Raw genomic sequence first — 22,214 nt, 5'->3', positions numbered from 1 at the left:
ACTGGAAATTGTAATGAGGTAGTGTGAACTAATGCACAATCAGGTTTTATTGACTTACAATTCCTGATTTTAATTGGGATGACGAGTAAATTAGCAATCTAATAAATATTATAGTCTGTAATCGGGTAATATGCTTTTTCAATCGCACCTTCATCACTTAATAATAGATTTAAAATTGGATCTGCTAAAACTTTGGCAATCGTAGTTTTTTTACCATTCATAAATACTTTGTTTTGAATTAATCGAATGCCATGACTATAATCTGCCCAAGTATTTGTGTGTTTATTATATAGTGGTTGTATGGCTTTTCCATCTAATTTATGCCAGCCATAAATAACAACTTTTGGAGTTTTCTCTGTATAAATCTTATTGCTGATTACAACATCTTTTTTATTACCAGCTGTTAATTCGGTGTTTTTATGCTGAACTAAATAAGGTTTCAACTGCATTTTAACTAATTCATTATGGGTTATGAATATCGGAACAGTTGTCATTGCTTTAGTAGGTGAAATAGGTTGTGGTTCTAATTTAATACTTGCATTTTGATAAATTAAATCGACCATTTTTTTGGTTGGCAATGTACATTTGAGCAAATTCGCAACACGTTGAGCTAAAATTGGTGTCATTGGCATATATATATAATCTTCATCACTGCCAATTGCCATATAATCTGGTAAGGAATAAAACTCTATCAAATAATCTTGATTATTTATTTTTGAAGTATAACTTACTTTTTTCAATTGTCTTAAAAAATCAGGAATATTACCGCCTTTAATTTCTTTATAGATAATCTCTTCTCTATCGCTTAGTGCTAATGAACTATCCGCAATAGATTTTCCGAATTCACTACCTGTTAATGCATCAGCTTTTCGGGTTTTTAATCTTAATTCTTGTGCAGTTGCATTTTGAAAGAAAACAGAGACTAAGAGGAAAATAAATAGCTGTTTCATATTAAATTAGTCGTAAAAAATCAATATTTCGTTTTAAACCATTAAATTTTGTTCTTTTAACTGCAGATCCTTTAAATACTTGTTTAAAAACTTCATCTGTCATTTCAATAAGGTCAGTTTTATTCAGTTTTAGTAGTTCAAGAGCAGGTTTAAAAGCTGGTTCTTGATGTGGTGTCGCAAAGCGATTCCAAGGACAAACATCCTGACAAATATCACATCCAAATGCCCAGTTTTCCATTTTACCCCTAAACTCATTTGGGATTTCATTCTTTAACTCAATGGTTAAATACGAAATGCATTTACTGCCATCCACTACATAAGGAGCCATGATTGCATCTGTAGGGCAAGCATCAATGCAGCGGGTGCAAGAGCCACAATGATCAGCAGCAAATGGAGTATCATATTCCAATTCTAAATCGATAATCAGTTCTGCTAAAAAGAAAAATGAACCAGCTTCTTTACTAATCAAATTTGAGTTTTTACCTCTCCAACCTAATCCAGATTTTTGCGCCCAAGTTTTATCCATTACTGGTGCAGAATCAACAAAACATCGTCCAGAAACTTCTCCAATATTATCATTAATAAATGCTAAAAGCTCTTTAAGTTTTTCTTTTATTACTAGATGATAATCAGTTCCATAAGCATATTTCGAAATCTTTGGAGCACTACTATCTAACTGTTTATCTTCAGTGAAGTAGTTTAAAGTTAGCGAAACTACAGACTTTGCATCATCGACTAATAATGTTGGATTTAGCCGTTTATCGAAATGATTTTCCATGTAAGCCATTTCGCCATGATAATTATTTCTTAACCATGTTTCTAAACGTGGTGCTTCTTCTTCTAAAAACTCTGCTTTAGCAATTCCGCATGCCATAAAACCTAGCCTTAATGCTTCAGCTTTAATCATTTGACTATATTTTGCAGAATTGTTATACATGGAATTACAAAGATAGACTTTTGGCTTAAAAACCTTTTAATGCCTTATTTGTTATTATACGAAACTAAATTATTATCGTCATGGAAAATACAACGCCCAATCATATCGAAGATCCAAATAAAGAGCACCCTCCAATAGAAACTAATTACGAAGCACACAAAGAAAATCCGGGTCCAGCACCAACTGTAAATGAGCCAGATAATAAAGGAGCAGGGCAAGCAATGAAGTGGATTATACCAATTGTGGTAGTAATATTACTTATCATTTATTTCTTCTTTTTTAGAAATAATGTATCAGCTTAATAATATGATTAGGTTGCTTAGCTTTTAAGCAACCTAACTTCATATAAATCTTTACGTCTATCTTTTAATATTTTAACTGTGCCAAAATGATGTAATTCATCTAATAAATGTAAATCTACATCAACAACTAGCATCATTTCTGTATTTGGAGTTGTTTCAGCTTTTACAGCATTTGTAGGAAAAGCAAAATCTGATGGTGTAAAAACAGCTGATTGTGCAAACTGAATATCCATATTATTTACTTTTGGTAAATTACCTACACATCCAGCAATTGCTACATAACATTCATTTTCTATAGCCCGAGCTTGCGCACATCTTCTAACTCTAGTATATCCATTTTGGGTATCCGTTAAAAAAGGAACAAATAAAATTTGCATTCCTTGATCTGCATATATTCTACTCAACTCTGGAAATTCAACATCATAACATATTAAAATTCCAATCTTACCACAATCCGTATCAAAAACACCAATTTTATCACCACCACTCATTCCATAATATTTTTGTTCATTAGGAGTGATATGTATTTTTCTGTAATCTTCAGTTAATCCATTTCTATGACATAAATAGGTAGCATTATACAGTTTTCCATTTTCTATGATTGGCATGCTTCCAGAAATGATATTTACATTATAAGAAACAGCATATTCTTGAAGTTTTTTAACTATTTCAGCTGTACTTTCTGCCAGTTTTCTCATAGCTTCCATTTCCGGTAAATGATTATAAGGCTCTAACAAAGGAGTATTGAAAAACTCAGGAAACATGATGAAATCTGATTTATAACCACTTACTGCATCTACAAAGAATTTAACTTGCTCATAAAATGCATCAATATTTGGGAATAAACGCATTTGCCATTGAACCAAACCCAATCTTATTATTTTAGCAGACCTTGCAGAAACATTATCCTGATAATAGATATTGTTCCATTCTATAAGTGTCGCAAACTCTTTTGATTCTAAATCGCCTGGTAAATAGTTTTTTAAGACTTTCCGAACGTGAAAATCATTTGAGATTTGGAAAGTAAGTGTTGGATCATAAATTTCTTTTGACTTAACCTTATCGATGTATTGCCTTGGACTTAGTTTGTCTGCAAATTCGTGATATCCAGGAATTCTACCACCTGCAATAATACTTTCTAAGTTCAAAGTTTCACACAGTTCTTTTCTTGCTTCATATAGCCTTCGGGCCAAACGCAATCCACGATATTCTGGGTGAACAAAAACTTCTATACCATATAATACATTACCACTCGCTGTATGAGTAGAGAATGTATATTTACCAGTTATATCTTCGTATGTATGACTATCTCCAAAAATATCATAATCTACTATTATAGAGAGAGAGCAAGCAACTACTTTATCATCTACTGCTATACATTGTTGCCCCTCTGGAAAAATATTTAACAAATTTTGAATGTTAGCTTTACTCCAAATTCCATTTCCACTTGTATCGTAAGCTTGCACCATTGATTCGCGTAAATCTTTGTAATCCTCTATCGTGAGTTTTCTTATTTCTATATTCATAAAATACGGTAAAAGGCAGAAAAGAAAAGTTCTACCTATGTTAGAAAATATTATATATTAAGAACAGCAATAAGACTAAAAAAGTTTACCAGTTTGTCCTAATTTGATTCTATTTAAATGTTTGTAAGCTGCTTCGGTTACTTCACGACCACGGGCGGTGCGCATTAAATAGCCTTCTTGGATTAAAAAAGGTTCATAAACTTCTTCAATTGTTCCATCATCTTCACCTACGGCGGTTGCAATGGTTTTTAATCCCACTGGGCCACCTTTAAATTTATCGATAATGGCTAATAGAATTTTATTATCCATTTCGTCTAAACCATGTTCATCGACATTTAGAGCGGTTAAAGCGTAGCGAGCAATTTCTGTATCAATGTTTCCCGTACCTTTTATTTGAGCGAAATCTCTCGTTCTACGCAAAAGCGCATTTGCAATACGAGGTGTACCACGGCTACGGCGAGCAATTTCGTAAGCACCTTCGTCTGTAATTGGAGTTTTTAGAATCTCAGATGAACGTAAAACAATAGTAGTTAATATTTTAGCATCATAATAGGCTAGGCGAGAGTTTATTCCAAACCGTGCTCTTAAGGGTGCTGTTAACAGGCCTGAACGAGTAGTAGCGCCAACTAACGTAAATGGATTTAAACTGATTTGCACTGAACGAGCATTTGGACCACTTTCAAGCATAATATCAATCTTGAAATCTTCCATTGCAGAGTATAAATATTCCTCAACCAAAGGCGATAAACGATGAATCTCATCAATAAAAAGAATATCTCCTGTTTCAAGATTGGTTAATAGTCCTGCTAAATCACCAGGTTTATCCAAAACTGGGCCAGATGTTACTTTGATATTAACACCCATTTCATTTGCAATGATGTAAGAAAGGGTTGTTTTTCCTAATCCCGGGGGACCATGTAATAACACATGATCTAAAGCTTCTCCACGTAATTTGGCTGCTTTAACGAAAATTTTAAGGTTTTCTAGAATTTTCTCTTGTCCTGTAAAATCTTCAAATTCTTGTGGACGTAATACTTTTTCAATATCACGTTCAATTGGAGATAAGTTATCTGAAGAAGGATCAAGATTTTCGTTCATTTGGTAAAGATAATGGTTAGTAGCCAATAGTCCATAGCCTATAGTTAATTGGCCATGAACTATCAACTAAATTAGTTAAACTTAGCTGCAACTTTAGCTTCTTTAACACCATTACTATAATCATAAAAACCTTCGCCAGATTTTACTCCCTTTTTGCCTGCCATTACCATATTTACTAATAATGGGCATGGTGCATATTTAGGATTACCAAAACCTTGATGTAAAACATTTAATATAGCTAAACAAACATCTAATCCAATAAAATCTGCCAATTGTAACGGACCCATAGGATGAGCCATACCTAATTTCATTACAGTATCGATTTCATTTACGCCAGCTACGCCTTCATACAACGTATAAATAGCTTCATTTATCATTGGCATCAAAATTCTATTGGCTACAAAACCTGGATAATCATTTACTTCAACAGGAGTTTTATCTAACTTTTTAGAAAGCTCCATTACCAAATTTGTAGTTTCATTGCTTGTAGCATAACCTCTAATTACTTCAACCAATTTCATTACCGGAACTGGATTCATAAAATGCATACCTATTACTTTATCACCACGATTGGTAACTGAAGCAATTTGAGTAATGGAAATAGAAGAGGTGTTACTTGCTAAAATAGCTTCTGGTTTAGCGAATTGATCTATATCTTTAAATATTTTAAGTTTCAACTCAATGTTTTCAGTAGCGGCTTCTACAATTAAATCAGCATTTTCTATACCAACTTGTAAATTCGTAATTGTAGTAATGTTAGCTAAAGTTAAGTTTTTAGCTTCTTCAGTTAATGTCCCTTTTGTAATCTGACGTTCTAAATTTTTAGTGATTGTGGCGATTGCTCTTCCAAGAGCATCAATGTTTATGTCAACTAGATTCACTTGATAGCCAAACTGAGCAAATGCATGCGCAATTCCATTTCCCATAGTTCCAGAACCTATTACTGTTATGTTTTTCATTTCTTTATTTTAATGAAACAAATCTAGGAATAAGAAAGATAAACAAAAGTTAAAATGAACTAGATATTAAATTATTATTAGTTCGTGAATAAATATTTGATGTTAAATGTTGAAAACTTTATTTAGTGAATTAAAACGATTTAAAAGCTTAAAAATTAACAAAATGTGTTATAACAATTAAATCATTGCATTTGTTTGTAAATAAAATGTTGCAATTCAGTTGTAAGATTGTTACAAACATCTTACATTGCAAGTTATAACAGATAATTAACCGATTATTTAACTAATTTAACTTAAATGAAACAAAAATTACTATTAGTACTTTTTTTCTTTTCAACTGCAATTATTCTGAATTCATGTTCAAAAGAAAAAGAAATGCTTGCTGAGTCAGTGAGTATTAAATCTGTAACTGTCCCTACAAGTTTAACGACTGTAGCAGTAGAGGGTACAAGCCAGATTACGATTACAATGTCAAAAACTTTTAAAACGCAATCTACTCCATTGATGTTGAGTCCGACATTTGAACTTGTGGGTAATGGTTATACTATAAGTCCAGCTTCAGGTACAGCTGTTTCTTTTGGGACACCAAGTTTAGCTGCTGGAGCAGTTGGAGCAATTGCCCCAGTAACTTACACACTCACTAGTCCATCTGGCGTAAAAAGATTGTACTCTGTTAGAGTTTTATTCCACGCAACTCTTTAATTATTACTCTTAAAAAAAAATTAATGAAAAAAGTATTATTTATAATGCTACTTTTTTGCTTTTCAGCAAAATTGTATGCGCAAACACGAACTGTGCGTGGTACTGTAACTGACCAAGAAACAGGCATGAAACTACTTGGCGTGTCTGTTAAAGTGAAAAACACCAATGCTGGTACTTTAACAAATGACAAAGGAGAATTTTTAATCAATGTACCAACTAGTGCTACTACATTAGAATTTAGTTATTTAGGGTACGCTTCAAATAGCGTAAATATTACTAACAAAGAAAGTATAACGGTTTCATTAACTTCAGACACGAAAAATTTATCTGAAGTTATCATAACTACAGCTTACGGTACTAGTAAAAGGAAGGACTTTGTTGGAGCTTCTGTACAAATAGGAGCAAAAGATATTGCTGATAGACCTGTTGCTAACGTAATTAATGCTTTACAAGGTGTTGCCTCAGGTGTTACTTTAGCAGGTGGAAATGGACAACCAGGTTCAGCTCCATCTATTAGAATTAGAGGTTTTGGTTCAATTAATAGTTCAAATGATCCATTATATGTAGTTGATGGAGCACCTTATGATTACGCAATTAATAACTTAAACCAAGATGATATCGAATCAATTACTATAGCTAAAGATGCATCGTCTACTGCTTTATATGGTTCAAGAGCAGCGAACGGTGTAGTTTTTATTACTACTAAAAAAGGCAAAGCAGGTGCACCATCTGTTAATGTTAAATACACTACTGGTTTGACTTCAAGAGGTATCGAAAATTATGATAGAGTAACTGTAGATCAATATTATCCAATAGTTTGGGAAGCCGTTAGAAATGGTGCTTACTTTGCAGGAACAAAAACTTTTGCTCAATCTGGTATTGATGCAGCAAATAACATTATTACTACTTTAGGTTATAATGCTTACAATGTACCTAATAATCAATTGGTATCTCCAACAACTGGTGCCCTAAATCCAAATGCACAATTATTGTATCCTGATGATTTAGATTGGTGGAAAGGCTTAATGAGAACTGGTGTTAGACAAGAGATTTCTACTTCGATTAGTAATGCTACAGAAAAATCTGATTATTTGTTTTCTGCCGCTTATTTAAAAGAAGAGGGGTCATTAGTTAATACTGGACTTAAACGTTATAACACAAGATTGAATTTAAATAGTAAGCCAACTACTTTCTTAAGTACTGGAATGAATTTATCTTATACTTTCTCAGATTATCAAAATAATGGATCTGCTGATGATGCTGGTACAGCTTATGCTAACCCGTTCAATTTTGTAACAGGTATGGGCCCAATTTATCCACAGTATGCACATAATCCTACAACTGGAGCTTATGTATTAGATCCAATTACTGGTGAAAAAGTATACGATAGCGGTGCGTTAGGTACTAAATATGGCATTACTTTTCCTAATCGTCCAGCAGGTGGTTCATCTGGTAGACACGTTTTAGCTGAAACTTTATATAACATTACTGATCAAGAACGTCATTTGATTTCTGCTAGAACTTACGCTCAGGTAGATTTCTTAAAAGACTTTAACTTTAGGGTTAATTTAGCTTATGATCACAATACTAGAGAAGTCTTACAATTATCAAAATAATATTATAGGTGATGCTGCTCCATCTGGATCGCAATCAAAAACTGCTTATAATGCAACTACGTTAACTTTAACTCAATTGTTAAACTATAAAAAAACGTTGGCTGAAAGACATAATTTTTCTGCATTGTTAGGTCACGAGAACTATTATTTGAATTCTCGCGTATTAAGTGGTAACAAAACAGGGATCATTGCATTAGGTATTAATGAATTAGATAATTTCACTACAATTGGCGGTTTAACTTCTTATCAAGATACCTATAAAATGGAAAGTGTTTTTGGAGAGGTTAAATATAACTTAGATCAAAAATATTTTATTTCTGCTACATTGAGAAGAGACGCTTCATCTAAATTTGCTAGTGATAAAAGATGGGGTAATTTTTGGTCAGCAGGTGCTGCTTGGTTAATTAATGAAGAGTCTTTCATGAAAAGTATTAACTGGATTGATCAGTTAAAATTAAGAGCATCTTATGGTGAAACAGGTTCTGATGGAAGTGCATATTACGGATGGCAGAGTTTATACAATATTAAACCAAATAATACTGTACCTGCTTATTATCTAGCAGCTGCTGCTAACCCTGCATTAAGTTGGGAAACAAATAAAACAGCAGATATTGCTTTAGAGTTCAGTTTGTTTAAAAATAGATTAAGAGGTAGTGTTGAGGCTTATAAAAGAGCATCAAGTAATTTGATTTTCAACGTTCCACTTCCTGCTAATGCTGGTACTACATCTATTACTAGAAATATAGGAACTATGTACAACAAAGGTATTGAGTTTGATTTAACAGTAACACCTGTGAAAGTGAAAGATTTTACATGGGACTTTACCTTGAATGGATCTGTTTTCAAAAACGAAATTACCAAAATGCCGACTGAAACTCCAACTATTATCAGTGGTACAAAACAATACAAAGTAGGCCAATCTATTTATCAATTTTGGTTGAGACAATGGGTAGGTGTAGATCCACAGACTGGTTCATCTATCTATCTTGATGATGCTAGTACTGCAGGTAATACGATTTATACTACAGATATCAATAGAGCTAGATTTGATTATTCGGGCTCTGCAATTCCTGATATTTCTGGTGGTATAAAAAATGTGTTTACTTACAAAAGTTTATCACTATCTTCTATTTTAAGTTATTCATTAGGGGGTAAATTTTATGATAGTAACTACAGTGCTTTAATGGCTGTGAACAGTAGTTATGGTAAATCATTCCACCAAGATGTATTAAATAGATGGCAAAAACCAGGTGATATCACCAATGTGCCAAGAGTAGACGATACTGATGCAACAAATTTAAATGCTGGTACAAGTACAAGATGGTTAGTAGATAATAATTTCTTGGTATTAAGAAATATAACCCTTGCTTATACTATTCCAGTAAAATATGTTTCAAAACTAAAATTGAGCAGAATTAATGTATTTGCTTCAGGTGATAATTTACTTTATTTAACACCTAGAAAGGGATTAGATCCAACTACTTCTTTCAGTGGAACGAACTCTAGTTCATACATACCTTCTAGAATATTTTCATTTGGTGCTAACGTAAGTTTTTAATTTAATTGATTATGAAAATTTTTAATAAAAAAATAGCTGTTTTAGCAATACTAATGGTATTGTTTACAGCACAATCTTGTAAAAAGGAATACCTTGAAACCAGACCAACTCAACAATTAAGTGCTGGGACGGTATTTAGTACTTACCAAGGAGCTGCTGGTGCTGTACAAGGTATCCACAGAATGTTATATTTATATGATGCACAAGGAACTTTTGGTTTAGCTTCATTAAACATTAACATGGATATGTTAGGTGAAGATCTAGTAATGCATAACGCTGGTAATGGTTGGTATAATAATGCATATAAATGGACAGAATTTAGAAATGTAGCCAGTGGTGATTTATATTATTATTATTTCTATTTGTATCGTATTATACGTAACGCAAATGAGGTTATCGATGGTATCACTCAAACAACTCCAGATTTTGTGCAGCTTAAAGCTGAAGCATATTATTATAGAGCATTTTGTCATTACATGCTAGTTCAATTGTATGGCAAAAGATATGATTACTCTCCAGGAGCAACAAATGCAGATTTAGGAGTAGTATTATCTTTAAAGAATGATTTTGCTAAAAAACCTAGAAATACAGTTGCTGAAGTTTATGCCTCAATTAATAACGATTTGGCTCAAGCTGCTACAGGTATAGTAGGTTATACAAGAAAGTATAAAGATGAGATAAATATTAATGTGATAAAAGCATTGCAAGCAAGAGTTGCTTTAACAACCGGCAAATGGGCAGAAGCTGCAACCTTAGCTACTGACGCCATGGTTGGTTATCCATTAATGAGTCAAGCAGATTATCAAGCCGGTTTTAATAACACATCAAATTCAGAGTGGATTTGGGGAAGCACTACAATTGAAGAACAGGTGGATAACTATTTCGGTTCATTCTTCGCATACATGTCTTTGGATTTAAGTTCTACTAACATTAGACAAAATCCTAAGAAAATAAATGCTGATTTATATAATGCATTTCCTGCAACTGATGTGAGATTGAAAAATTTCGCTTCTACAAATACAGAGTATGCTCCTTTAGTATTACCAACATTTACTACAGCAAAATATCAATCTAAAAAGTTCAGAGCTGCTGGTTTAAACTTTGGAGCTGGAGGCTTAGTCTACATGAGATCTGCGGAAATGTACTTGATTAAAGCTGAAGCTCAAGCAAGAAATAATGATGAGCCTGGAGCAAGAACTACTTTATTTAATTTGGTTAGTGCTAGAGATGCTAGTTATACACTTTCAGTTAAAACTGGTAGTGCGTTAATTGATGAGATTTTATTAAATAGAAGATTGGAGCTTTGGGGTGAAGGTCGTCGTTTCTTAGATTTGAAGCGCTTAAATGTTCCATTAGAGAGAACGTTAACTGGAGGGCATACAGCAACACTTACTGGTAATGTTCTTAGTGTTCCAGCTGGAGATAAAAGATGGCAGTTCCTTATTCCAAGAAATGAAATCAATGCTACAGGAGCCGACATTATGATTCAAAATGAATTGTAATTAACTTATAAATTAACACTCAACAAAAAACCCGCATAAAGCGGGTTTTTTGTTTTAAGGAGCTAAACGATTAGTTTGCCATTTGCCATTAATCAAATCGTATTTAATTCGATCATGTAAACGACTTGTTCTACCTTGCCAAAATTCTATAGATGTTGGTTTAACAATATATCCACCCCAATGTGCTGGTTTAGGTATTGTTTTATCTTGATAAGTGGTTGTTAATTCTTCAACCTTAGCTTCTAATAGTTTTCTATCTGTTATAATTTGACTCTGTGGAGAAACTATTGCACCAATTTGACTTCCTTTTGGACGAGAATGGAAATACTTTTCTGAAGCTTCTTTACTTAATTTTTCAACTTTTCCTTCTATACGGACTTGACGTTCTAATTCTGCCCAAAAGAAAACTAAACAGGCTTGTGGATTTTTCTTTAATTCTTTGCCTTTTGTACTTAAATAATTGGTATAAAAGCTAAATCCATTTTCATCAAATCCTTTTAATAGAACAATGCGTGCATTTGGTTTTCCAGATTTATCAGCAGTTGCCAAAGTCATGGCATTTGGTTCAAATATTTCGGCAGTTATGGCTTCTGAAAACCATTTTTCGAATTGTTTAATCGGATTTTTACTGATGTCGTTGTCGTTCAATTGTTCAGAACGATAATCTTGTCTTAAATTTTCTAATATTTCTTTAGTAATCTCCATACCACAAAAATAGGCTTTAGTTCTTTCAATTTTTAACCTAGTAATTTATTTTTGCCATTTAATGATAACTATCATATTCCATATCATTTTTTCATTGGTAAAATGACGATGGTTTCTTAAATTTCGCACATGTTAAGTAAAGTTGTCCCTTCTGCAGGAAAATTATTGATTTCTGAACCGTTTTTAAATGACCCAAATTTTAAACGATCGGTTATACTAATGGCTGAACATGGAGAAGAAGGGACACTTGGCTTTATTTTAAATCAGCCCAGTAGTTTAGTATTAAAAGATTTAGTGCCTGATTTAGGACAAGCAGACTATCCAGTTTTTATAGGTGGACCAGTTGAAGTTGATACTGTTCATTTTATTCATCGTTGTTATGATAAATTAAATAGTGGTGAAGAAATTGCCAGTGGAATTTATTGGGGAGGGAATTTTGAAACGCTTAAAATATTGGTAAATAATAATAGTATTTCTGAAAAGGATGTGAAATTTTTTCTCGGCTATTCAGGTTGGTCTGAAGAACAATTAGAAGAAGAAATTCAATCAAATACTTGGATAGTGTCAGATAAATACCACCCAGATATTGTATTTTCAAATAACGAAGAACAATTGTGGAGAGAAGTAATTGTTAATCTTGGTCCAAAATATGCTCATGTAAGCAATTTTCCAAGTGATCCGAGTTTGAATTAAGTACTATAGCTTAAATTATTTTTCCATCTCTTCCGCACTTTCCTCAACTTTTTTCTTTAACTCATCTTTATAAGCTTGCACTTTTTGTGTGATGGAATCATTGGCCGTAGCCAAGATTTGAACAGCCAATAAACCTGCATTTTTAGCTGCATTTAAAGCCACCGTAGCCACAGGAATACCGTTTGGCATCTGAAGAATTGATAAAAATAGAATCCCAACCATCAATTGAATTTGAAGATTTTATAGGAACTCCAATTACAGGTAGAGTAGTAATGGAAGCAACCATTCCGGGAAGGTGGGCAGCACCACCAGCACCAGCAATAATTACTTTTAAACCTCTATGAGCAGCTTCTTTTGCGTAAGTAAACATGCGTTCTGGTGTGCGATGAGCAGAAACGACAGTCATTTCAAATTCAATACCAAATTCTTTACAGATATCAGCAGCATCTTGCATGATGTTTAAATCTGATTTGCTGCCCATGATAATACCTACTTTTGCGCTCATATTTTATGTTTTAATCTTGTTTTTCTTAGGAAACTACTTTTAAGGTTTGTTGTATATATCTTGCTTTTTCTATTGCATTTTCTCGATTTTGATCTACAATGGTAATGTGACCCATTTTACGAAAAGGCTTAGTATATTTTTTGCCATATAAATGTACATAAACACCATCAACAGCCATTATTTTTTCTAAACCATCATATTTTGCCAAACCATCATTCCCTTTTTCACCTAATAAATTTATCATTACCGCATTGCTTATCGAACGCGTATCGCCTAATGGTAAATTAAAAATTGAGCGTAAGTGCTGTTCAAATTGAGAAACATAATTGCCTTCAATAGTCTGGTGACCGCTATTGTGTGGACGAGGAGCTAACTCATTTACCAAGATATCTCCATCTTTAGTTACAAACATCTCTACAGCTAATATTCCTGTAATATTTAATGCTGAAGCTATATTTAATGCTATTTTCTCCGCTTTATTTTGAATATCTTCTGGATAAGTTGATGGTGAAATTAAAAACTCAACTAAATTTGCCTCTGCGTTAAATTCCATTTCCACCATCGGGAAAGTCTTCATATCGCCATTCGCATTTCTAGCTACAATTACTGCTATTTCCTTGTCAAAATCTACTAATTCTTCAATTAAAGATGGCGCTTCAAAAGCATTTTCTACATCCGCTAGATTACTAATTTTCATCACACCTTTACCATCATACCCATCTCTTCGTTGTTTTAAAATATATGGAAAAGCGAAATTTCCACTAGTTAAATCATCTTTTGAATTTACCAATTGAAAAGGAGCGGTTGGAATATCATTTTCTTTAAAAAACTGCTTTTGTACGCCTTTATCCTGAATTAATCGAATAACACGAGATTGAGGGAATACTAATTTTCCTTCTTTTTCTAATTGTTCAAGGGCTTCAATATTTACTTTTTCAATTTCGATAGTTATAATGTCGGCTTTTTTTCCAAAGTTGTAAACCGTGTCAAAATCTGTAATTGATCCACATTCAAATTTATTAGCAATGTATTTACAAGGTGCGTCAGGATCTGGATCTAAAACCAAGGTGGTTAAATTGTAATTGATTGCCTCTTGTATCAACATTCTGCCGAGTTGTCCACCGCCTAATATCCCTAATTTTAGCTCGCTTATCTGTTTTGCCATTATCGAATATAAATTTATGCTTATTTTGCACAAAAATAACAATATAAACCAATTGATGGATGCAGATGCGATAATTATTGGAGCCGGAGCTTGCGGATTGATGTGTGCAGTACAAGCTGGTTTCTTAGGAAAAAAAGTTATTGTACTCGAAAAGAACAGTAAGCCAGGAGCTAAAATCTTAATTTCTGGGGGTGGCAGATGTAATTTTACCAATCAATGGGCTACTACAGAGCAATTTATTTCTGCAAATCCACATTTCTTAAAATCTTCTTTTAATCAATGGACAGTTGAAGATACGATTAGCTTTTTCGAAACTTACGGCATCGTAGGAAAAGAAAAGACGTTAGGTCAGTTGTTTCCAGAAGATAAAAATGCGAAGGATGTTGTAGCAGTTTTTACATCGCTTTGCGAAGAAATGGAGCAAGAAATTTGGTGTAATATTGAGGTTAAAGATATTGAGCAAACAGCTAACGGATTTAATGTAAATTATGCCATAGGCGATAAAATCAAAACTATTTTTGCACCAAAAGTAGTAATTGCAAGTGGTGGCTTACCAATTCCGAAAATGGGGGCAACTGATTTCGCCTTGCGTTTTGCTCGTAAAAATGGATTGAAAATTGTAGAAACTGCACCGGCATTGGTTCCTTTAACTATTACTGGAAAAGATGAAGATTGGTATGCACAACTTTCGGGAAATTCTATTTTTTGTGGGGTAAGTAACGATGAAATTTCTTTTGAAGAAAATATTCTATTTACCCATTGGGGATTAAGTGGGCCAGCAATCTTACAAATTTCATCGTATTGGCGTAAAGGTGAAGCTTTCAATATCAATCTACTGCCAAATCAAAGTATGCTAGAATTGATTGAAGAGGAGCGTAAAACAAATGGCAAAACGTTGTTATCAACTTTATTAAACCGTTTTTACGCTAAGAAATTTACAGATGCCCTAGGAAAATTTTTACCATTAACTAAAACCGTAGCCGATTTAAGCAAAGCTGATATGGAGCTGATTAATCTGACCATTCACGAGTTTAAAGTAAAACCAGCAGGCGATAAAGGGTATGATAAAGCCGAAGTAATGCGTGGCGGAATTGATACGAATGAAATTTCATCTAAAACATTAGAATGCAAAAAGATACCTGGTTTATATTTTGGGGGCGAATGTATGGATGTAACGGGCTGGTTGGGCGGTTATAACTTTCAATGGGCGTGGGCTAGTGGTTTTGTAATAGCGCAGAATTTATAGTTACGTCACCCTGAATTTATTTCAGGGTCTGACTTGTAAGTAAGATGCTGAAATGAATTCAGCATGACGATTGCATAAAATCTTGTATTTTTGCAGAAAACAAATCCTTTGAAAACCGATTTACTTTTAATTACACCTCCATTTACTCAACTGAATACTCCGTATCCAGCAACTGCGTACATAAAAGGTTTTCTCAATACAAAGAACATTTCTTCAACTCAAGCCGATTTAGGTATCGAAGTGATTTTAGAATTATTCTCTAAAAAAGGATTATCAGATTTATTTGCTCAAGCCGAGCTAAACAAAAGTGAGTTGTCTTTTAATCTACAGCGTATTCTCGCTTTAAAAGAAGAATACTTAAAAACAATTGATGCTGTGATTACTTTTCTGCAAGGGAAAAATCCAACATTAGCTTTACAAATTTGCCAGGAGGATTTCTTGCCAGAAGCTTCTCGTTTTGCGCAATTGGAAGAACTAGATTGGGCTTTCGGTGCCATGGGAACGCAAGATAAAGCGAAACATTTAGCCACTCTTTATTTAGAAGATATTTCTGATTTTATTGTAGAATGCGTCGATCCAAATTTTGGTTTTAGTCGATATGCAGAACGATTAGGAAGAAGTGCTAATTCATTTGATGAATTGTATGATGCTTTAAATCAAGAACCTACATACATTGATAAGATCTTAATTGATATCCTTAAAAAAAGAATAGAAGAAGTTCAACCCAAATTATTTTTGATCTCTGTCCCTTTTCCAGGTAATTTATATTCAGCTTTCCGTTGTGCGCAATATGTTAAAAAGCATTATCATGAGATTAAAATATCAATGGGTGGTGGTTTCCCAAATACAGAATTACGTTCATTATCTGATAAAAGAGTTTTCGAATTTTTCGATTATATCACTTTAGATGATGGAGAATTACCAATCGAATTATTGTATACTGCAAGTATAAAAGGAGGCGAATTCAACCTCTATAAAAGAACTTTTCTAATAGAAAATAATGAAGTTGTCTATAGGAATGATGCATTAAGAAGTGATTATAAGCAAGCTGATGTTGGAACTCCTGATTATTCAGATTTACAATTAGACAATTATATTTCAGTAATTGAAATTGTAAACCCAATGCATAGAATGTGGAGCGATGGGAGGTGGAATAAACTCACTATGGCACACGGTTGTTATTGGGGCAAATGCACTTTTTGTGATATATCGTTAGATTATATCAAAGTGTATGAACCTGTTGCTGCAAAGCTAATTGTGGATCGAATTGAAGATTTGTGCATAAAAACTGGTGAAAATGGTTTCCATTTTGTGGATGAGGCTGCACCTCCTGCATTAATGCGTGAAGTTGCTTTGGAAATTTTACGCAGAAAGGTTTCTGTTACTTGGTGGACGAATATTCGCTTCGAGAAAAGCTTTACTCAAGACTTATGTTTGTTATTAAAAGCATCGGGTTGTATTGCTGTTTCTGGGGGATTGGAAGTGGCATCTGATCGCTTATTAAAACTAATCGATAAAGGTGTAACGGTTGAACAAGTGGCCAAAGTGACTAGAAATTTTACTGAAGCTGGAATTATGGTTCATGCTTATTTAATGTATGGTTATCCAACGCAAACCGTTCAGGAAACAGTTGATAGTTTAGAAATGGTTCGCCAATTATTTGAAGCTGGAGTTCTGCAGTCTGGCTTTTGGCACCAATTTGCAATGACAGCACACAGTCCAGTTGGTTTGTACCCTGAAAGGTTTGGTGTAGTAAAAGAAACAGAAGTAATCGGAACTTTCGCTAATAATGATATTAATTACACCGATAAAACAGGAATAGATCATAATAAATTCAGTTTCGGACTAAAAAAATCACTTTTCAATTTTATGCATGGCATTTGTTTCGATTACAAACTGCAAGATTGGTTTGATTTCAAAATCCCCAGGACTACAATTCCATCTAATTTTATTGATAAGGCATTAAATAACGATGACAGTTTTGCTATTAAGCCAACCGCCAAAATAGTTTGGTTAGGAGGGAAGCCCACGACCGAAACCTTCACTAAATCTAAAAAAGGAAATTCGTGGGAAATGATGATCTTGACTTTTCATAGTAAAAAGGAGACTTTCAGTATTCAAACTAGCCAAAAAGAAGGAGAGTGGTTGGTTTCTATATTAGAAAAAATCTCTGTTTACAATGAAAAAACCTATGCATTTCAAGAAATCAAAGCCGACTTTGAAAATACGATACAACATTTTGAATTGTTCTGGTATTCAAAACCAATCGATACTTTAAAAGAGTTTGGATTATTGGTTTTGTAATTAGTTTTATTTCTGTCAATAGCTATTGATTGTTGTTAGTTTAATTGCCATTTCCTTTAGTTCTCCTATATAACATGTTCGTATCTAATCCGCATCTAGTCCGCAGCTAGTCCGCATTAATCCTTAAAAATGCGGACTGATAGCGCATTAGTTTTAGATTTGTAGTATCTTTAACCTTAAGTAGGCTTGGATAAGCATACTTAATAGCCAATACCCAATCATCCCTAAAAATGAATGGATTTAAATAAATAAGATTTATGGCTTTATACGACGGAAAAAACATTAAAGGAAGCATTGGTAATGTTAGCTTCAGAAAAATTGACAAAAACACTACCACAGTACAATCGAATCCTGGAAAGGGGACGATGAAACAAACTGAAGGTACGAAAAAGAGTGCATCACTCTTTGGTAACCTAGTTAGCCCATTTGCTAAGCACATTAGGTTTCACTTTAAAAATTTAGTAAATGATTTTGCTGACCGGAAGATGGTAAACAGAATGAATTCTTCTGTATCCATTATTATGAACCAACATCTGGAACCCGATGGCAAAATCTTATTCAATGCTGATAGTTTTAAGAGGTTAAATGGTTTTGAGTTCAATTTAAATTCCCTATTAATTGATTCGCTGTTGTTGATGCCAAAGGTAGCTTATGAGAATGATAGCCTACACCTTACTTTTCCTTCATTCAAGATCGCTAAAAATTTGAAGTTCCCTGAAAACACAAACAAAGTAATCATTCAAATACAACCTGTATTTTTTAAGCTTAGTAAAGGGTTAGCGTTTATAGCGCCCACTGAATACATACACTTAGAGAAGACCCATGCGCTTGCTGAAGAAATAACGTTTAATTATGATCTTCCAGCGGGTTCGGTTTGTTTAGTTGGGCTTAGTTTGTTGTTTAGCTCTAATCAAATCGCTGTTAACGATAAGGAATTTAATCCTGCAGGAATTTGTGCAGCCATTTATAGAGAAGGAATTGCTGATGACTTCATATCGGAAGGGTGGTATAACACAGGGTTTAGTATTGATGTATAGTATATAAAAAGACCCGTCATTACAAAGAAAAGCCGGTAGCTAATTTTACAGCTTAAGGTTTGTCATTCTGAGCCTGCGAAGAATTTATTGGCAAATATATAATAGATTCCTCGTTCCTCGGAATGACAAAAACTGGAATGACAAAAATTAATTAATCGCAATTTGGTACTGTAAAAGTCCAAGTATCTGATAGTTTATACGGAAATGTAAATGCGACGCCTTTATCCAATTCAAACCATAATTTAGACCTTACTTTTTCTCTAGTTCCAGTTTCATTCATGGTCATGCTATCGTATAATCTACCATTCACCATTACATATTTTATCTTTTCAGAATTTCTAATGTCATCTAAAGGGTTTGAATCCATTACCACTAAATCACCTAATTTTCCAACTTCTAAAGAGCCAATTTCCTTATCCATTCCTAAATAGCTTGCACCATTTAAGGTAGCATTTCGAATAGCTTGTAGTGGTGTTGCACCTCCCTGCACAAACATCCATAATTCCCAATGTGCACCCAAACCTTGTATTTGTCCATGAGCACCTAAATTGATTTTTGTACCGCCATCTGCTATCTGTTTTACTGCTTTTGATACTTCTATGTGATTATAATCTCCATATTCTGAAGTAGTTCTCCTTCTCGAACGAGAATCAATAATTGCTCTTGGTGTAAAACTTAATAAGCGTTCATTTTCCCAAACATTCGTTCTATCGTACCAATAATTTTCACCCCACTGACCTCCATAAGCAACAATTAAAGTAGGGGTATACGCCACGGTGGTATTATTCCAGAAGTTAACCACATCTTTATAGATTGGCGTAACAGGAATACTATGCTCAATCCCTGTATGTCCATCGGCAACCATATTCATATTAGTGAAAAAAGTTGAACCCCCTTCAGGAACAACTTCCATTTTGAGTTGTCTGGCAGCCTCTAATATTTGCTGACGCTGATCTCTGCGTGGCTGATTATAGGATTTTACTGAAAATGCACCCACAGCTTTTAGTCGTCTTAAATGAGATAAAGCATCATCCAAACTATTAATTACAACTTTGAAATCGCCATCGGCACCATATAAAATAGAACCAGTTGAATATACTCGTGGACCAATCATTCGGCCAGCTTTTAGCATTTCGCTCTGACTAAAAACCATTTCTGTATTGCTACTTGGATCGTGAGAGGTAGTTACACCAAAAGATAAGTTAGCTAAGTAAGACCAATCTTGTTGTGGGCTAATGCCATCTGGACTGGTACGTAAATGCGCATGTACATCAACTATTCCTGGCATAATTGTTTTACCAGTCACATCAACAATTTTTGCATTTGCTGGAATGTTTACATCCTTTCCAACAGCAATAATCTTATTGTTTTCTAGTAAAATAGTTCCTTCTTCAATTACTTCATCACCTTTCATGGTAATAATTCTAGCACCTTTTAAGGCTAAAATTCCTGTAGGAACATCTGTTTTAAGTTTCAAACCAATTGCAATACCGGCTGTATCTGGCTCTGGTAAAACTTGTGGTGCGCCTTCAATAAAATTGAAGGTGTTTTTAATTTCTCGATTGTAATATTGCTCTCCTAATGTCCAAAGTAACTTTTTGCTGTCTGAACTCCAATGTAAAAATGTTCCAGCATCTTTTGTAACTCTTGCCAAAGGGATAGATTTGTTGTTCGCAGATAAATCTAAAGCAACGCCTGTTGTCACCATTGGTGTGATGTAAGCATTGAATAATTCTGTAAACGCCATCCATTTTCCATCTGGACTTGGCGTAAACTGTGTTGCGTATTGAGAAGTGTAATGCGTTCTTTCGTTGCCTCCATTCAAATCCATACTTTTAAACGCCTTTTTACCAGCTTCATATCCTTGGAAATAAATTCGGCTATCATCTGCATTAAAAATTGGTTTAATGCCGCTTTCACTAATTAATGTTTTTGCTCCACCGTTTGCAGACATCATAAAAATACCCGTGTTCTTTCCATAGGTTAAGCCTAAAGTTTCGTTTCCAACGCCTTTTCTAAAAACAATTTTATCGCCTTTATTTGAATAAGAAGGAGAGTAGTAATAGCCTTTCTCATCAGTCAGTGTGATGGTTTTTCCAGTTTTAAGATCAGTTCTTTTGATCGCTCCTTTAAACTCATCACTCCATGTGGTATAAATTACAAACTTACCATCGTTGCTAAACTCTGGTTCAAACTCAAAGTCAATTCCATTGGTCACACGTTCAGGTATCCCGTTAGGTAATTCTTTTTTGTATAAATAACCTGCAGCATTAAAAATCACTAATTTCCCATCTGGAGATGTAGTCAATTGTCTAATCATTTTGACTGTAAAGTCAGGATTAAAAACGTCGTGCTCAAAATGTAAAGATTGTTGTATCGTCTGCGAGCTGTTTACTTCGAAAGGTATATCACTCACCAATAAATTATTTAAGTCAATTTGCTTGATTTTTCCTTTTGCATAAAATACAATGCGTTTTGAATCTGGCGTCCATGCAAAGTTTGGATATACACCAAAAATTGCCCAAGTTTCTTGCTGATCGCGAGATAAATCCTCATATAAAGGCCATTCTTCACCAGTTTTTAAATTCTGAACATATAGCGCCGATTTTAAACGAATTCTTTTTACATATGCCATTAATTTGCCATCAGGTGATATTTGTGGACGAGCAGAACCACCTTGTTCGGCTATTAAATTGGTCAATTTTCCGGTGGTTAAGTCTAATTGTCTAATTGCATAAATTAACCCATTTGGATCTTTGCTATATTCAAAATTTGGACCTGGAGAAACATCTTCACTAAAATATAAGAATTTGCCATCTGGCGATACATTTGGCTCTCCGGCATCTTGCTGATCATTTTTTCTTTTTGTTAATTGTACGCCATCACCGCCATAAATACTGTACATCCACATTTCACCAGCGCCTAAAGAACGTGAGCCAGTAAAGTGTTTTCTGGCTATTAAATATTCACTATTTGGCATCCATGTGGCATTATTTAATAGACGAAAAGTTTCCTTGGTAATCTGTTTTTTGTTACCACCTTCCATATCCATAATCCAAATATTATCCCCACCGCTTTTATCGCTGGTGTACGAAATATATTTTCCATTTGGACTAATACGTGGTTGTACATCCCAAGCAACACCGCCACTTAATAACTTTGCTTGGCCTCCGTTGATAGACATTTTATAAATATCACCTAACAAATCAAAAACAATTTCTTTTCCATCTGGACTAACATCTAAATTCATCCAAGTGCCTTCATCGGTAGTAATAGTGAAGTTTTTGGTTTGTCCTTTATATTTTTCTACATCCCATTTTGCGGCTTCTTTCTTTTCTTGTGCAGATGCAGAAATGAGTACGAATAAACAGCTAGTGAGTAAGGAAATTTTTTTCATCTTAGTTAATTG

General features: G+C 33.9%; 17 protein-coding genes and 1 pseudogene. 9 read left to right on the top strand and 9 right to left on the bottom strand.

The window, feature by feature from the left end; genetic code table 11:
- Positions 1-98: 98 nt before the first annotated feature.
- Positions 99-950, bottom strand: a complete 852-nt coding sequence (locus ACHMWN_RS13790; RefSeq protein WP_397302122.1) for a hypothetical protein — start codon at positions 948-950, stop codon at positions 99-101.
- A gap of 1 nt (position 951) precedes the next feature.
- Positions 952-1,887, bottom strand: a complete 936-nt coding sequence (gene queG / locus ACHMWN_RS13785; RefSeq protein ID WP_397302121.1) for a tRNA epoxyqueuosine(34) reductase QueG — start codon at positions 1,885-1,887, stop codon at positions 952-954.
- An 80-nt stretch (positions 1,888-1,967) separates the two neighbouring features.
- Here queG and ACHMWN_RS13780 point away from each other — a divergent pair, with 80 nt between their 5' ends.
- Positions 1,968-2,189: a hypothetical protein gene (locus ACHMWN_RS13780; protein ID WP_397302118.1), complete on the top strand. Its 222-nt coding sequence runs from the start codon at positions 1,968-1,970 to the stop codon at positions 2,187-2,189.
- A 17-nt stretch (positions 2,190-2,206) separates the two neighbouring features.
- Here ACHMWN_RS13780 and ACHMWN_RS13775 read toward each other — a convergent pair whose 3' ends face one another.
- The 3 genes from ACHMWN_RS13775 to ACHMWN_RS13765 all read right to left on the bottom strand — a co-directional run bounded on the left by ACHMWN_RS13775 (position 2,207) and on the right by ACHMWN_RS13765 (position 5,772).
- Positions 2,207-3,715, bottom strand: coding sequence for a GNAT family N-acetyltransferase (locus tag ACHMWN_RS13775; protein ID WP_397302115.1), 1,509 nt, complete (start codon positions 3,713-3,715; stop codon positions 2,207-2,209).
- A gap of 75 nt (positions 3,716-3,790) precedes the next feature.
- Positions 3,791-4,813 carry a Holliday junction branch migration DNA helicase RuvB gene (gene ruvB / locus ACHMWN_RS13770; RefSeq protein ID WP_397302112.1) on the bottom strand — a complete coding sequence of 341 codons (1,023 nt, stop codon included), beginning with the start codon at positions 4,811-4,813 and terminating at the stop codon, positions 3,791-3,793.
- Between the two features lie 71 nt (positions 4,814-4,884).
- Positions 4,885-5,772 (bottom strand): 3-hydroxybutyryl-CoA dehydrogenase, encoded by an 888-nt coding sequence (locus ACHMWN_RS13765; RefSeq protein ID WP_397302110.1) that lies wholly within the window; start codon positions 5,770-5,772, stop codon positions 4,885-4,887.
- Positions 5,773-6,147: 375 nt separating this feature from the next.
- Between ACHMWN_RS13765 and ACHMWN_RS13760 the strand changes: the two genes are divergently transcribed.
- Genes ACHMWN_RS13760 through ACHMWN_RS13745 form a run of 4 tightly spaced genes read left to right on the top strand, consistent with a single transcriptional unit; the run spans position 6,148 to position 11,150 of the window.
- A complete protein-coding gene (locus tag ACHMWN_RS13760; protein ID WP_397302107.1) occupies positions 6,148-6,474 on the top strand; it encodes a hypothetical protein in 327 nt (108 codons plus the stop codon).
- Between the two features lie 23 nt (positions 6,475-6,497).
- Positions 6,498-8,090: a TonB-dependent receptor plug domain-containing protein gene (locus ACHMWN_RS13755; protein WP_397302104.1), complete on the top strand. Its 1,593-nt coding sequence runs from the start codon at positions 6,498-6,500 to the stop codon at positions 8,088-8,090.
- Positions 8,050-9,648: a SusC/RagA family TonB-linked outer membrane protein gene (locus ACHMWN_RS13750; RefSeq protein WP_397302101.1), complete on the top strand. Its 1,599-nt coding sequence runs from the start codon at positions 8,050-8,052 to the stop codon at positions 9,646-9,648. Before ACHMWN_RS13755 ends, ACHMWN_RS13750 begins: the two co-directional genes overlap by 41 nt.
- An 11-nt stretch (positions 9,649-9,659) precedes the next feature.
- Positions 9,660-11,150, top strand: coding sequence for a RagB/SusD family nutrient uptake outer membrane protein (locus ACHMWN_RS13745; RefSeq protein WP_397302099.1), 1,491 nt, complete (start codon positions 9,660-9,662; stop codon positions 11,148-11,150).
- Between the two features lie 54 nt (positions 11,151-11,204).
- Here ACHMWN_RS13745 and pdxH read toward each other — a convergent pair whose 3' ends face one another.
- Positions 11,205-11,855, bottom strand: coding sequence for a pyridoxamine 5'-phosphate oxidase (gene pdxH / locus ACHMWN_RS13740; protein ID WP_397302097.1), 651 nt, complete (start codon positions 11,853-11,855; stop codon positions 11,205-11,207).
- 129 nt (positions 11,856-11,984) lie between these two features.
- Here pdxH and ACHMWN_RS13735 point away from each other — a divergent pair, with 129 nt between their 5' ends.
- On the top strand, positions 11,985-12,548 hold the full coding sequence (locus ACHMWN_RS13735) for a YqgE/AlgH family protein (RefSeq protein ID WP_397302095.1): 564 nt from the start codon (positions 11,985-11,987) through the stop codon (positions 12,546-12,548).
- Between the two features lie 15 nt (positions 12,549-12,563).
- Here the strand turns inward: ACHMWN_RS13735 and purE are convergent.
- Together purE and ACHMWN_RS13725 are read right to left on the bottom strand one after the other, a co-directional pair.
- Positions 12,564-13,053 (bottom strand): annotated as a pseudogene (purE, locus tag ACHMWN_RS13730) (5-(carboxyamino)imidazole ribonucleotide mutase).
- 25 nt (positions 13,054-13,078) lie between these two features.
- Entirely contained in the window at positions 13,079-14,218 is a 1,140-nt protein-coding gene (locus ACHMWN_RS13725) for a 5-(carboxyamino)imidazole ribonucleotide synthase (RefSeq protein WP_397302093.1), read from the bottom strand.
- 16 nt (positions 14,219-14,234) lie between these two features.
- On the opposite strand from ACHMWN_RS13725, the gene ACHMWN_RS13720 reads away from it, so the two are divergent.
- The 3 genes from ACHMWN_RS13720 (at position 14,235) to ACHMWN_RS13710 (ending at position 18,805) form a co-directional block, all read left to right on the top strand.
- Positions 14,235-15,464 (top strand): NAD(P)/FAD-dependent oxidoreductase, encoded by a 1,230-nt coding sequence (locus tag ACHMWN_RS13720; protein WP_397302090.1) that lies wholly within the window; start codon positions 14,235-14,237, stop codon positions 15,462-15,464.
- Positions 15,465-15,554: 90 nt separating this feature from the next.
- Complete coding sequence (locus tag ACHMWN_RS13715) at positions 15,555-17,768, top strand: B12-binding domain-containing radical SAM protein (RefSeq protein ID WP_397302088.1); 2,214 nt, start codon at positions 15,555-15,557, stop codon at positions 17,766-17,768.
- A gap of 257 nt (positions 17,769-18,025) precedes the next feature.
- The gene (locus ACHMWN_RS13710; RefSeq protein ID WP_397302087.1) at positions 18,026-18,805 is read left to right on the top strand and encodes a hypothetical protein; all 780 of its coding nucleotides are present in this window, start codon (positions 18,026-18,028) and stop codon (positions 18,803-18,805) included.
- 151 nt (positions 18,806-18,956) lie between these two features.
- On the opposite strand, the gene ACHMWN_RS13705 is transcribed toward ACHMWN_RS13710, so the two are convergent.
- Complete coding sequence (locus ACHMWN_RS13705; protein ID WP_397302084.1) at positions 18,957-22,202, bottom strand: amidohydrolase family protein; 3,246 nt, start codon at positions 22,200-22,202, stop codon at positions 18,957-18,959.
- Positions 22,203-22,214: the final 12 nt, after the last annotated feature.

The organism is Pedobacter sp. UC225_61 (assembly GCF_044452285.1).
In the GTDB taxonomy this organism is placed as follows: domain Bacteria; phylum Bacteroidota; class Bacteroidia; order Sphingobacteriales; family Sphingobacteriaceae; genus Pedobacter.
This window is presented reverse-complemented; position numbering and strand designations above follow the sequence as displayed.

What these genes read in the sequence shown, in the direction of transcription:
- ACHMWN_RS13745 (WP_397302099.1), top strand. Translation starts at nt 9,660, where the DNA reads ATGAAAATTTTTAATAAAAAAATAGCTGTTTTAGCAATACTAATGGTA.
- ACHMWN_RS13755 (WP_397302104.1), top strand. Translation starts at nt 6,498, where the DNA reads ATGAAAAAAGTATTATTTATAATGCTACTTTTTTGCTTTTCAGCAAAA.
- ACHMWN_RS13735 (WP_397302095.1), top strand. Translation starts at nt 11,985, where the DNA reads ATGTTAAGTAAAGTTGTCCCTTCTGCAGGAAAATTATTGATTTCTGAA.
- queG (WP_397302121.1), bottom strand. Translation starts at nt 1,887, where the DNA reads ATGTATAACAATTCTGCAAAATATAGTCAAATGATTAAAGCTGAAGCA.
- ACHMWN_RS13775 (WP_397302115.1), bottom strand. Translation starts at nt 3,715, where the DNA reads ATGAATATAGAAATAAGAAAACTCACGATAGAGGATTACAAAGATTTA.
- ACHMWN_RS13760 (WP_397302107.1), top strand. Translation starts at nt 6,148, where the DNA reads ATGCTTGCTGAGTCAGTGAGTATTAAATCTGTAACTGTCCCTACAAGT.
- ACHMWN_RS13725 (WP_397302093.1), bottom strand. Translation starts at nt 14,218, where the DNA reads ATGGCAAAACAGATAAGCGAGCTAAAATTAGGGATATTAGGCGGTGGA.
- ACHMWN_RS13790 (WP_397302122.1), bottom strand. Translation starts at nt 950, where the DNA reads ATGAAACAGCTATTTATTTTCCTCTTAGTCTCTGTTTTCTTTCAAAAT.
- ruvB (WP_397302112.1), bottom strand. Translation starts at nt 4,813, where the DNA reads ATGAACGAAAATCTTGATCCTTCTTCAGATAACTTATCTCCAATTGAA.
- ACHMWN_RS13705 (WP_397302084.1), bottom strand. Translation starts at nt 22,202, where the DNA reads ATGAAAAAAATTTCCTTACTCACTAGCTGTTTATTCGTACTCATTTCT.
- ACHMWN_RS13710 (WP_397302087.1), top strand. Translation starts at nt 18,026, where the DNA reads ATGGCTTTATACGACGGAAAAAACATTAAAGGAAGCATTGGTAATGTT.
- ACHMWN_RS13750 (WP_397302101.1), top strand. Translation starts at nt 8,050, where the DNA reads ATGATCACAATACTAGAGAAGTCTTACAATTATCAAAATAATATTATA.
- ACHMWN_RS13720 (WP_397302090.1), top strand. Translation starts at nt 14,235, where the DNA reads ATGCTTATTTTGCACAAAAATAACAATATAAACCAATTGATGGATGCA.
- ACHMWN_RS13780 (WP_397302118.1), top strand. Translation starts at nt 1,968, where the DNA reads ATGGAAAATACAACGCCCAATCATATCGAAGATCCAAATAAAGAGCAC.
- pdxH (WP_397302097.1), bottom strand. Translation starts at nt 11,855, where the DNA reads ATGGAGATTACTAAAGAAATATTAGAAAATTTAAGACAAGATTATCGT.
- ACHMWN_RS13765 (WP_397302110.1), bottom strand. Translation starts at nt 5,772, where the DNA reads ATGAAAAACATAACAGTAATAGGTTCTGGAACTATGGGAAATGGAATT.